Here is a 12394-nt window from a genome sequence, read left to right on the forward strand (position 1 = left end):
GGTCAAGAGCGATGGTGCGCACCCTCACGCAGGCGCTTGGTAGCTCACGAATTTCCGGTCCCTCACAACGTAGATCCTGCCTGTTTCCTTGGCGTCCGGTGACGCCAGCGGCAGAATGGCTGCGGCGACCTCGGACGGGTGGGGCAGAGTATCGGGGTCTTCGCCCGGCATGGCCTGCGCGCGCATGGCCGTACGGGTCGCACCGGGATTGATGCTGTTGACACGCAGAGCCGTGGCTTCCGTTTCGGCGGCCCATGTGCGGGCCAGCGCCTCGACCGCGGCCTTGGAGGTGGAGTAGGCACCCCAGAATGGGCGACAGGAATGCGGCGCGCCGGAGGAGAGGATGAGTGCGCGGCCGGCATCGGATTTCAATAGCAGCGGCTCGACCGAGCGGATCAGCCGCCATGTCGCCGTGACGTTGATCGTCATGACCTTTTCGAACACCTTCGCCTCGATGTGGCCAACCGGGGAGATGACGCCAAGTACGCCAGCATTGGCAACGAGAATATCCAGCTTGCCCCAGCGTTCGTTGATGGACGCGCCGAGCGCATCGATGGCGTTCATATCGGCAAGATCGAAGGGTACCAGCGTGGCCGTGCCACCGACAGCCTTGATCGCATCGTCGAGATCCTCAAGGCCGCCAACGGTGCGGGCGCAGGCGATGACATGGGCGCCTGCCTTTGCCAGCTCCAGTGCCGTGAAATAGCCTATGCCACGGGATGCGCCGGTCACGAGCGCGATGCGTCCCTTTAGGTCTGTCGTCATAGTCTCCCCCGAGAATGATATGTGTTCGGCAATGAGCCGAAAGCCCGCACGCAAAGCGCGGGCAAGGGTGGTCAGCCGTTGCTGGCCAGCATGGAAATCTTGTTGCCCATGGACTCGCCATTCTTGTCGAGCAGGCGGGTCGGGTATTCACCGGTGAAATAGTGGTCGGTGAACTGCGGGCGCGCATTGTTACGGTCCACCCCGCCAACGGCCTGATAGAGACCATTGATGGACAGGAACGCCAGCGAATCGACACCGATGAACTTCGCCATGTCAGCGACGTCTGCATACTGGTTGGCCAGCAGCTTGTCCGCGTCAGGCGTATCGATGCCGTAGAAATCCGGGTGGAAGATCATCGGGCTGGCAACGCGGATGTGAACTTCCTTGGCCCCGGCTTCACGGATCATCTGCACGATCTTGACCGATGTCGTGCCGCGCACGATGGAGTCATCCACCAGAACGACGCGCTTGCCTTCGATCATCGCCCGGTTGGCCGAATGCTTCAGCTTTACGCCCAGCGCACGGATCGACTGCGTCGGCTCGATGAAGGTACGGCCGACATAGTGGTTGCGGATGATGCCGTATTCGAACGGAATCCCGCTCTCCTGCGCAAAGCCGAGCGCCGCTGGCGTACCGCCATCCGGCACCGGCACCACGACATCGGCTTCGAGCGGCGCTTCCTTGGCAAGGATGCTGCCCATGTTCTTGCGGGTGGTGTAGACGTTACGACCACCAACGACAGAGTCGGGGCGGGCGAAATAGACATATTCGAACAGGCAAAGACGCTCCGGCTGCGGCTTGACCGGTTTGCGCGCATCGATGGTCACGGAACCGTCCGGCTGGATCTCGCAGATGATGACTTCGCCATTTTCCACATCGCGGACGAACTTGGCGCCGATAATATCGAGCGCGCAGGTTTCCGAGCAGAAGATCGGCTTGCCGTCGAGATCGCCCATCACCAGCGGGCGAATGCCCGTGGGATCGCGCGCGGCAATCAGCTTGGTGCGCGTCATGGCCAGCATCGAATAGCCACCTTCCATCTGCCTGATGGCATCGATGAAGCGATCTGCCGTGGAGGAATGGCGCGAGCGGGCGATGAGGTGAAGCACGACTTCGGTATCGGACGTGGACTGACAGATGGCGCCGGTCGCGATGATCTGGCGGCGAAGCGTCAGGCCGTTGGTGAAGTTGCCGTTGTGGGCAACCGCAATGCCGCCTTCTTCCAGCTCGGCAAACAGAGGCTGCACATTGCGCATCGCCACTTCACCGGTTGTAGAGTAACGGGTGTGGCCGATACAGATCGAACCAGGCAGGCGGGCCAGCGTGGCCGGATTGGTGTAATGGTCGCCGACGAGGCCCATATGGCGTTCCTGATAGAAACGCTTGCCATCGAACGACACCATGCCTGCGGCTTCCTGCCCACGATGCTGGAGAGCGTGCAGACCAAGTGCCGTCAGTGCCGCCGCATCCGGGTGCCCAAGAACGCCGAACACGCCGCACTCTTCGTGCAGGGTATCGCCATCCAGGATTTCATTGAGTGTGGAATGCGAAAGCGGCTCGTTCATCTGGCTTGCCTTTGCTTAAGTACCAAAAACAAAAACCGCCCTGGTAAGCGTTGTTCTACCAGTGTGGTCTGTCTGCTGCTTGAAGTGAATGTCTAGCACACATAGCGCGCCTTGCATGCATTGCAAGACGCGCATCAGCGTCAATTCGTCGTGGTCGGGGCGGTCGTTGCCGGAGCATCGTCCACCGGCGTCTGTTCAGTCGCGCCCTCTGGCGGCTTGCCGAGAATGCGTGCACGGATCTGCGGTTCGATATTGTCCGGCAGCCCGGCTTCGAGCTTGGCGACGAGGCCATCGAGGAATGGCTTGGACTTTGCCTGTGTGACCCATTCTGGCTGCGTTCTCACATCCACCAGCCAGTTCCAGAAAGCAACGGCAACGACCAGCAGCAGAATGCCGCGGGCAGCGCCGAACAGGAAACCAAGCGTGCGGTCGAGTGCGCCAATGCGGCTGTCAATGATGAAATCGGCAATGCGCGAGGTGATGAACGAGATGATGATCAACGCGACGAGGAAGATGATGCCTGCCGAACCGGCAATCGCGATCTTGTCGTCATCGGTATAGTTGCGCGCATAGGGCAGCAACACCGGGTAGAGATAATAGGCGGCGGCGACCGAACCGCCCCAGCTGGCGATGGACAGAATTTCACGCGAAAACCCCCGCACCATGGCGAGAACAGCGGAGAAAAGGACAACGGCGAGAACGATGCCGTCGAAAATCGTAATGGGCATTTACCAACTCCGGAGGTCGCGACACTGAATGGGAGCGCCACTGTGCCAACTTTCGTTCCTATTACACTAGCCGCTTAGCCAGCGAAAGGATCAATCTCATTCTTCCTCAACCTGTCTGAACCGGTTACCCGAACCCGCGATACGCGCCACGAGATCCGGCAGGCTCTCGATTTCCGTCCAGCGCCCTTTGGCACCCTTTGGCAACTCGGCAGAGGCCGAAGGCAGGCATGCGGTGGCAAAGCCAAGCTTCTCAGCCTCTTTCAATCGCTGCCCCGTGTGCGAAACGGGCCGGACAGCACCCGACAGGCTGACCTCGCCGAAATAGACGCAATCGGCTGGCAGTGCAACACCGGCAAGCGATGAAACCAGTGCAGAGGCAATCGCCATGTCTGCCGCCGGTTCGGAAATGCGATAGCCACCTGCGACATTGAGGTAAACATCGTGGCTTCCAAGCTTCACGCCACAGTGGGCTTCCAGCACGGCAAGGATCATCGCAAGCCGCGATGAATCCCAGCCGACGACCGCACGGCGCGGCGTGCCAAGCGATGTCGGCGCGACCAGCGCCTGCACTTCCACCAGTACCGGGCGCGTACCCTCCATGCCCGCGAAGACGGCTGCACCGGGAGATTTCTCGTTGCGTTCGCCAAGGAACAATTCGGAAGGGTTGGAGACCTCGCGCAAACCCTTGTCCGACATCTCGAACACGCCGATTTCATCGGTGGGTCCGAAGCGGTTCTTTACGGTGCGCAGAATACGGTAGTGGTGGCCGCGATCGCCTTCGAAATAGAGCACGGCATCCACCATGTGTTCCACCACGCGCGGCCCCGCGATCTGTCCGTCCTTCGTCACATGGCCGACGAGAACCATAGTGGCCCCCGTCTGCTTGGCAAAGCGGATCATCGCCTGAACACCGGTGCGGACCTGCGTCACCGTGCCGGGAGCGGAATCGGCGGTATCGCTCCACAGCGTCTGGATCGAGTCGATGATGATCAGGTCAGGCCGTTTGCCTTCCGAAATCGTCGCCAGAATGTCCTCGACATTGGTCTCCGCCGCCAGGAGAACATCTGTGTCGGCAGCACCCAGACGCTGCGCACGCAGCCGTACCTGCGCCACCGCCTCTTCGCCCGAGACGTAGACGATGCGGTGGCCGCGGCGCGACAGTGCGGCCGCCGCCTGCATCAGCAGCGTGGATTTACCAATGCCGGGATCACCGCCGATCAGGACCGCAGACCCCCGCACGAAGCCGCCGCCGGTCGCCCGGTCCAGCTCGCTCATACCGGTTGGAATACGCGGCGCTTCCTCGATTTCACCGGAAAGTGAAGTGAGGGTAACGGGTCTGCCCTTTTTCGGCGTTTTGCCGGGGCCAGAGCCGATGCCGCCCATCGGGTCCTCTTCGACGATGGTGTTCCACTCGCCGCATCCCTCACACTTACCCGCCCATCTGGTGTGGACCGTACCGCAGTTCTGGCAGATGAATTGTGTCTTGGCTTTGGCCATGAATGTCAGTTTTCTTCTTGTTTGAAGTCTTTAGGAGACAGGTGTCTGCGGCCATGCATGACACGCAAAATGCGTACGGTATCGGCCTCGATACGAAACTATATGCATCGTTGCCTGTAAGGTAACGCTTTCAATCCTTGGGAAAGCCCATCGCGCGGTAGACCAGGGAAACCACTGGTCGCGATCCATTCTATTTTTCTTGTTATATCGCGGATGAATGCTGAGGCCGTCATCGTGTCATCAGCCGCGATCCAAAGAAACATCTCAAGAAGGTCTTGATCAGCGAGAGGTGAGTAAATTAGCTGCTTCTGTCTAATTCGCTCATTCCTCTTTTTATAATAGAATCAGCCCAATTGTCTGCTGTCGTGAATGTGAGGTATTCCCCACGCTCAAACTGCGCGTCCGCTTCCGCAATCATTCGCTTGAGTTCTTCTTGTTCACTTCCAAGTAACTGCAAGCTTGCATGAACAACCGCGTCGGCGTCCCTGTACACGCCGGCCTTCACCTGCTCATCAATAAACTTGCGATCCTGTTCGCTGAGATGAATTTCGGTCATTTCGATCTCCTTTTGTTCTCGTATAGCACAGGTCACAACAGCTTTCCAAGAGGCAAGAAAAGCGTCACGCGTCTTCGATCAGATATTGCCGCTCATAGCGCAATCCAAGGCCGGTCAACATTTCGTAACCGATGGTGCCTGCCGCGCGTGCCACCTCATCCACCGGCACATTGGGTCCGAAAAGTTCGATGTAGTCTCCAGCACGGATGGCGTTTGGCGGGACGTCCGTCACGTCAAAAATCGTCAGGTCCATTGTCACGCGGCCAGCAATGGGCACTTCGTAGCCGTTGATGAAGCCGTAAGCGCCGCCATAGCCCATGTCGCGCAGCGGAATGCCCGATCCGGAGAGCGAGCGGTGATAGCCGTCGGCGTAACCGACGGCGGCAATGGCCAACCGGCTGGCGCGTGTCAGGCGAAACGTCCCGCCATAACTCACCGTCTGGCCTTCACCGGCATCACGGATCTGGATGATGCGGGCTTCTGCCTTGGCGACCGGCCGCATCGGGTTGGTCATGTCGCTGACGGCCTCACCGCCATAGAGCGCGATGCCGGGACGGGTGAGATCGAAATGATAGTCCGCGCCGAGGAAAATTCCGGCAGAAGCCGACAGACTTGATTCGATGCCTTCGAAGGCGGCGCTAACCCTGCGGAATGATTCGAGTTGTGCCCTGTTCATGGGCGACGATGGCGTATCGGCGCAGGCGAGGTGAGACAGCACCAGCACCGGGTCGAAACTGGCGGGACGGGTCGGATCATCGGCCAGATAGAGCGCGTCCTCCAGCGGCAGACCCAGCCGGTTGAAACCGGTGTCCACATGCAGCGCGAAAGGATGATCGCCGCGGTCTGCCATCAGGCTCATCCAGAAGGAAAGCTGTTCTTCCGAGGCGACCACCGGCACAAGGTCGTTGTTGAACACCTGCGCTTCCTGCCCCGGCCAGATGCCCGATAGCACGAAGATGCGGGCTTCCGGCGCATGCGGGCGAAGTGTGGCACCTTCCGCCACGGTGGCGACAAAGAAGTCCCGCGCGCCTGCATGATAAAGCGTCGCACCGCAATCCTCGATCCCCATGCCATAGGCATCGGCCTTCACCACCGCGCTGGCGCGCGCCTTGCCGGAACGTGTGTTCATGTCGCGCCAGTTATCAGCCAGTGCGCCAAGATCCACCGTCAGGCGAAGCGGAGCGGCCTCGAAAGCGTCCATTTCCGCGTCGGGCAGAGTGTCATCGAATTCATCATTCATCGTCGGGCGTCCGGTGAGGGGATGGTTATTGCTGTATCACTTTTGTTCAAGACGGTAATGTCCGTTTGGACTAAACTGTGGCTATGCCCAATGTTTCGCAGGAACAGGCCATAGATGTCATGCCGCTTGCCGCAACGGAAACCACACGTTTCTGGCGCGATGGGCGTTTTGATGGCATGGAATGCCTGAGCGCGACATTTCTGACGCATGAATATTCTCCGCACGCGCACGAGACATTTTCAATCGGCGCCATCGAAAGCGGCTTGCAAATCTCGACCATTCAGGGCACCACAGAGCAGACCGGGCCTGGGCATCTCTACCTCATCAACCCCGATGATATACACGACGGTGCCCCGGGCGGCTGCGGATATCGCTACCGCATGATTTATCCAACCATCGCTCTGCTGCGTAATGTGATTGAAGATGTGACAGGCCGCGCGTTCCACGGCACGCCATCCTTCCCACGTTTCCTGCCGTATGATCCGCAAATGGCCACAGCATTTCAGATCGCCCACCATCGCATGGAAATGAAGGTTGGCGCTCTGGAGGCGGATGAGGGCATGTATTGCGTCATGGCGGAACTTTTTCGCCGTTACGGCAGCAGCATCATCCTGCCGTTGGAAAAGAGTGAGAAAACAGCGGTCCACACCACGCGGGATTACCTGAACGACAATTTCGATGTGGATATAGGGCTGGAGGAACTGGCGAAAACAGCAGGTCTCAGCCGCGCCCATCTCATTCGGGCGTTTCGCAAAGAGTTCCACATCACACCCCATGCCTATCTGACGGATGTGCGGATCCGCAAAGCCAAAAAGTTTCTACGTAACGGGGAACCGCTGGCAGATATTGCAGCACTGTGCGGCTTTGCAGATCAGGCCCACTTCAATCGCCATTTCAAAGCGCGGATGGGCATTACACCGGGACAATTTCGTGCGGCGTAGGGCAGATGTCATTTTCGTTCAAGACGGCGATACCGACCAAGCATTAATCGCATCTCCAAAATAGGAGATTGCCATGCCACGGACCATAGAGACTGCCGAATTCGCCGCCGGACTGAAAGCCGCCGCACCTCTGCTCGTTGCGATGGTGCCGATTGGGGCGGTGTTCGGTGCCGTCGCTGTGGCCAAGGGTTTGTCTCCACTCGAAGCCTGTCTCATGTCAGTTCTGGTTTTTGCGGGTGGCGCGCAATTCGTGGCCATGGATTCATGGGGGCATCCGGCAAGCTGGACAGCGTTAGGCTTTGCCGCACTGCTTGTGAACCTGCGGCATGTGTTAATGAGCGCGTCGATTGCGGGGAAAAATGCAAGGTTTCAAGGAATGGCAGAAATTCGCCGCCATGCCAGTGCTTACGGATGAATCCTGGGCCTTGTCGGAATTTCGCGCCATGCGCACCCATTTGACGCCAGCCTTTTTCACCGCCGCTGCCTTGTCGATTTACGCGCTGTGGAACATCTCCACGCTGGCGGGCGCTTTGCTGGGGTCGGTCATGGGCGATACGGCAATTATCGGTCTGGATTTCGCCTTTCCGGCGGTTTTCATCGTGCTGTTGATGGGTTTCTGGAAGGGCAGCGAAACGGGTCTTGTGCTGCTGGCAAGCGCGACCGCTTCCTACCTTACGCATACTTATATTGCAGGCGCATGGTACATCGCCGCCGGTGCGCTGGCCGGGCTTCTGGTTGCTGCTTTCACCGGGCAAAAAGCGGAGCAGCCAGCATGACGCTTGATGCAAACACCCTGCTTGTCATCCTCGCCATGGCGGCCGCAACAATCGCGACACGCATGGGCGGACTGCTTCTCCTTCGTTACGTGGAGTTCACCGGCCGTACCAAGAAAGCATTGACGGCTGTTCCACCAGCCGTACTCATGGCGGTTGTCACGCCCACAGCCATTTCAACCGGTCTTGCCGAAAGCATTGCCTGCGCGGTGACGGCGCTTGCGGCAACGCGCCTGTCGTTGCTGCCCGCCGCCGCAACGGGCGTGGTGACGGTGGCTGTGCTGCGCGGAATCGGTTTGTAAATCGATATCACCAAGCGCTTGAAAAGACTGAGCCCCGCAACGTTCGTGGCGGGGCTGAATTGGAAATCAATGCTCTTCGTATTGCGTGAACGATGGATCTGCCAGATCCGCAAAGCGGGTAAACTCCGCTTGGAACGCCAGCTTCACCGTGCCCGTCGGTCCGTGACGCTGTTTGGCGATGATGACGTCTGCTGTGCCTTTGACCTTGTCGAACAGCGCTTCCCATTCGGCATATTTCGGGTCGGAAATATCGCGCGGCTCCATGTTCTTGACGTAGTATTCCTCACGGAACACGAACAGCACCACGTCCGCGTCCTGCTCGATGGAGCCCGATTCGCGAAGGTCGGAGAGTTGAGGACGCTTGTCTTCGCGGCTTTCCACCTGACGCGAGAGCTGTGAAAGCGCGATGATGGGAACGTTGAGTTCCTTGCCCAGCGCCTTCAGGCCGGTGGTGATCTGGGTGATTTCCTGCACGCGGTTCTCGCCGCTTTTGCCGGAACCGGTCATCAGCTGGATATAATCCACCACAAGGCAATCAAGGCCGCGCTGGCGCTTGAGGCGGCGTGCACGGGCGGACAGCTGGGCGATGGAGATACCACCCGTCTGGTCGATATAAAGCGGCACTTTCTGCATCATCTGGCTGCACGCAACGAGCTTTTCAAAGTCGGCCTCGGTGATTTCACCACGGCGGATTTTGGATGACGACACTTCGGTCTGCTCGGAAATGATACGGGTCGCCAGCTGTTCGGACGACATTTCGAGCGAGTAGAACCCGACGACGCCACCGTTCTTGGCCTTGTAGGAACCGTCAGGCTGGATTTCCTGCTCGTAGGATGCGGCGATATTATAGGCGATGTTGGTGGCAAGTGAGGTCTTGCCCATGCCAGGACGTCCCGCAAGCACGATCAAGTCGGAACGCTGCAAGCCACCCATTCGGCCATCCAGCGAATGGATGCCGGTGGAGATGCCGGAGAGATTGCCGTCACGCTCGAAGGCTGCACCGGCCATGTCGATGGCGAGCGATACGGCGTCGTTGAAGGACTGGAAGCCGCCATCGTAACGACCGGTTTCGGCCAGCTCGAACAGGCGGCGCTCGGTGTCTTCGATCTGGCTTTGCGGCGGCATGTCCAGCGGCGCATCATAGGCGATGTTGACGACGTCTTCGCCGATCTGGATCAGCGCCCGACGCAGCGCCAGATCGTAAATGGCGCGGCCATAGTCTTCCGCGTTGATGATGGAGACGGCGTCCGACGCCAGGCGCGCGAGATATTGCGCAACCGTCATGTCGCCGATCTTGCCGTCTGCGGGCAGAAAGGTCTTGATGGTGACGGGGTTGGCCGTCTTGCCCATGCGGATGATATCGCCCGCCACTTCGAAAATCTTGCGGTGAAGCGGCTCGAACAGATGCACGGGCTTGAGGAAGTCGGAAACCCGGTAATAGGCATCGTTGTTGACGAGAATGGCACCCAGCAGCGCCTGTTCCGCTTCGATGTTGTTCGGGGCTTCGCGGTAGAGCGGTTCAGCAGCAGGGGCGGGGGTGATCTTTCTCACAGTGTCGTTCATGGTGTCTGTGATCTCCCTTGAGGCCGGTTTGAAGCCTTCGTTTCTTGCAAGTCTGCCGGTTTGAAGTGCGCGGCCCCCGCAGTCAAGGACAATGCGGCAACAGTGCCATGCAGGCTCGCCGGAACGGCGCTGGATGCTCCCACTGCCGATGTTGTCAACAGTAATCCACAGGCTCGGTCATGCGCGTCGCCGCGACGGAAACGAATCGGTTTCGGTCTGCCATGAGTGTAAGACATGGCTGCTATTTCAACAGAGCCACTTGCATATTTGTGGTCGTGAAAATAAATAGGAAAAATAGATAGCGTGCTAATTATAAGGGTTGATGACATTGTCGCGGGCAAGCGAAAAAGAACAGCTTTTCGATGAAATGGCTGCTTTCAACCGAAAGCTCCGGTCTTTCTTCGATGCGAGGGTGGCGGAGCAGGGGCTGACGCTTGCGCGCGCCAGAGCGCTTTTCGCGCTGTCTCGCCGTGGCCCTTTGACGCAAAAAGAGCTTGCTGAGGAACTGGAAATCGAAACGCCAACGCTCGTTCGCGTGCTGGACGCCATGGAGAAACAAAACCTCATCGAACGGCGTTCTGACGAGGCTGACCGGCGGGCAAAGCGCATACACATGACGCCAGATGGTGTAACAACATTCGAGGATGTGCATATGCAGGCGAAATGCATGCGCGCCGACATTGCCATCGATATTTCGACGGATGAGATCAGGTCCGCATTGGAGGTTGTTCGACGTCTGTCTGCCAATCTGCAAAACCTCGCAGGGGAAAAGGTGCAGCCGTGAGCAATGCCGTTTCAGACATGCGCGATCTGCCGGAGGAGGAAACTGCCAGACCAGCGGCAGTCGAACCCAGTGCTGCGCCCGCCCAGCCGCCGGAAAAATCATTTTTCATGAAGGTGCTCTATATCGCATCTGGCCTGTGTTTCTTCATAACCCAGGGCATGGGCATGAACATCGTCATGGCCAATATCTACCAGTTGCAGGGTGAGTTTTCAGCCACCGTGGCGGAGGTGGCGTGGATGTCGGCCGCCTACATGGCACCCTATGCCACGTTCTCCATCGCGCTGTTCAAGGTGCGCCAGCAATATGGCCTTCGGCCCTTTGCCGAAATCAGCATCATCATGTTCGTTTTTGCGTCCTGCCTCAATCTTTTCGTCACCGATCTGCATTCGGGCATCGTGGTGCGTTTCGTCAGCGGCATGGCGGCGGCACCGCTGTCTTCGCTCGGCTTCCTCTATATTCTCGAAGCCTTCCCCGTGCAGCGCAAGTTGACGCTCGGCCTCAGCATCGCGCTCACGGGCACGCTGCTGTCATCGCCCATTGCCCGCATCGTTTCCCCGTCCTTGCTTGAGATAGACGGCTGGCAGGCGCTGTACAGCATGGAAGTGGGGCTCGCGCTGGCGGTCCTTCCCATCATCTACCTTCTGCCGCTCACAGCGCCGCCGCGCGTCAAGGTCATAGAGCGCATCGATATCCTCAGCTATCTTCTGTTTGCCGGTGGCCTTGGCTGTCTTGCGGTGTTCCTGACGCTTGGGCGCTTCTACTGGTGGTTCGAGACGTGGTGGCTTGGCGTTTTGCTGGCGTCGTCGATCGCGCTTCTGACGCTGATGACCATCATCGAGCTGCCCCGTAAGAACCCGATGCTGGATCTGCGCTGGATATTTTCCCGCACCAACCTGCATATGATCACCATCCTGCTGATCTACCGCGCCGTGTCTTCGGAACAGGCCTCGACTGCGGTTGGTCTTTACCAGCAGCTCGGACTGTTGAACGATCAGACAATCAGCCTTTATGTGCTCATCATTCTGGCCACCGTTCTTGGCGGCGCGGCCTGTGCGATGTTGATGCTGACGAAATATGTGGAGACGGCCCATGTCATCGCCCTGTCGCTAATTGCGCTCGGCGCGTTCATGGATAGCAGCGCGACCAATCTCGTTAGGCCGGAACAGATGTATCTCAGTCAGGCGATGATTGCCTTCGGTGCTGCCATGTTCCTGCCGCCGGTCATGTCAAAGGGCTTTGGCGCCGCCTTGGCAAAGGGCGCGCCTTACCTCGTCAACTTCATCACCATCTTCCTGTTCACGCAGATCACAGGCTCCATGCTGACAACGGGTCTTCTCGGCTCCTTCGTCACCCTGCGGGAAAAATTCCACTCGAACATTCTGGTGGAAAGCATTCTGCTCCAGAACCCGCAGGTCGCGCAGCGTGTCAGCCAGCTATCGGCAGGCTACAGCCATGTCATCACCGATGCCGCATTGCTGAAGGCGGAAGGTGTGACGTTGCTGGGCGCGCAGGTGACGCGTGAGGCCTATATCCTGGCTTATAACGACACGTTCCTGCTGATTTCGGTTTGCGCCGCCGCTGCTCTTGTCATGCTTCTCCTTCATCTTGCATGGTTACGGATCAAGCCTTCGCTGAGAAGCGGAGATGACGTCGTGACCGCACCCCAATCCTGATTGTCCA

The 12394-nt window shown here is 58.7% G+C and carries 11 protein-coding genes and 1 pseudogene; 5 read left to right on the plus strand and 7 right to left on the minus strand.

Annotation, left to right across the window (positions count from 1 at the left end):
* Positions 1-24 precede the first annotated feature (24 nt).
* The 6 genes from EKM04_RS06475 to alr form a co-directional block, all read right to left on the minus strand.
* Entirely contained in the window at positions 25-765 is a 741-nt protein-coding gene (locus EKM04_RS06475; RefSeq protein ID WP_183897486.1) for an SDR family NAD(P)-dependent oxidoreductase, read from the minus strand.
* A 71-nt stretch (positions 766-836) separates the two neighbouring features.
* Positions 837-2330: an amidophosphoribosyltransferase gene (purF, locus tag EKM04_RS06480; RefSeq protein ID WP_174152572.1), complete on the minus strand. Its 1494-nt coding sequence runs from the start codon at positions 2328-2330 to the stop codon at positions 837-839.
* A gap of 140 nt (positions 2331-2470) precedes the next feature.
* Positions 2471-3058, minus strand: a complete 588-nt coding sequence (locus EKM04_RS06485; protein ID WP_183897487.1) for a CvpA family protein — start codon at positions 3056-3058, stop codon at positions 2471-2473.
* 96 nt (positions 3059-3154) lie between these two features.
* Positions 3155-4555 carry a DNA repair protein RadA gene (radA, locus tag EKM04_RS06490; protein ID WP_174152574.1) on the minus strand — a complete coding sequence of 467 codons (1401 nt, stop codon included), beginning with the start codon at positions 4553-4555 and terminating at the stop codon, positions 3155-3157.
* Between the two features lie 298 nt (positions 4556-4853).
* On the minus strand, positions 4854-5111 hold the full coding sequence (locus tag EKM04_RS06495; RefSeq protein ID WP_183897488.1) for a type II toxin-antitoxin system ParD family antitoxin: 258 nt from the start codon (positions 5109-5111) through the stop codon (positions 4854-4856).
* A gap of 64 nt (positions 5112-5175) precedes the next feature.
* Positions 5176-6351, minus strand: coding sequence for an alanine racemase (alr, locus tag EKM04_RS06500; protein WP_183897489.1), 1176 nt, complete (start codon positions 6349-6351; stop codon positions 5176-5178).
* A gap of 83 nt (positions 6352-6434) precedes the next feature.
* On the opposite strand from alr, the gene EKM04_RS06505 reads away from it, so the two are divergent.
* The 3 genes and pseudogenes from EKM04_RS06505 to EKM04_RS06515 all read left to right on the plus strand — a co-directional run bounded on the left by EKM04_RS06505 (position 6435) and on the right by EKM04_RS06515 (position 8367).
* Positions 6435-7292 carry an AraC family transcriptional regulator gene (locus tag EKM04_RS06505; protein WP_183897531.1) on the plus strand — a complete coding sequence of 286 codons (858 nt, stop codon included), beginning with the start codon at positions 6435-6437 and terminating at the stop codon, positions 7290-7292.
* 73 nt (positions 7293-7365) lie between these two features.
* A pseudogene (locus tag EKM04_RS06510) lies at positions 7366-8068 on the plus strand (AzlC family ABC transporter permease).
* Complete coding sequence (locus EKM04_RS06515; protein WP_183897490.1) at positions 8065-8367, plus strand: AzlD family protein; 303 nt, start codon at positions 8065-8067, stop codon at positions 8365-8367. The pseudogene EKM04_RS06510 and the gene EKM04_RS06515 overlap by 4 nt, the downstream one beginning before the upstream one ends.
* A gap of 66 nt (positions 8368-8433) precedes the next feature.
* Here EKM04_RS06515 and EKM04_RS06520 read toward each other — a convergent pair whose 3' ends face one another.
* A complete protein-coding gene (locus EKM04_RS06520) occupies positions 8434-9930 on the minus strand; it encodes a replicative DNA helicase (RefSeq protein ID WP_183897491.1) in 1497 nt (498 codons plus the stop codon).
* A 328-nt stretch (positions 9931-10258) separates the two neighbouring features.
* Here EKM04_RS06520 and EKM04_RS06525 point away from each other — a divergent pair, with 328 nt between their 5' ends.
* Together EKM04_RS06525 and EKM04_RS06530 are read left to right on the plus strand one after the other, a co-directional pair.
* Positions 10259-10714 carry a MarR family winged helix-turn-helix transcriptional regulator gene (locus EKM04_RS06525; protein WP_183897532.1) on the plus strand — a complete coding sequence of 152 codons (456 nt, stop codon included), beginning with the start codon at positions 10259-10261 and terminating at the stop codon, positions 10712-10714.
* Positions 10715-10731: 17 nt separating this feature from the next.
* Positions 10732-12387 (plus strand): MFS transporter, encoded by a 1656-nt coding sequence (locus EKM04_RS06530; RefSeq protein ID WP_183897533.1) that lies wholly within the window; start codon positions 10732-10734, stop codon positions 12385-12387.
* Positions 12388-12394 lie beyond the last annotated feature (7 nt).

The organism is Rhizobium skierniewicense Ch11 (assembly GCF_023757665.1).
Taxonomy (GTDB): Bacteria; Pseudomonadota; Alphaproteobacteria; order Rhizobiales; family Rhizobiaceae; genus Agrobacterium; species Agrobacterium skierniewicense.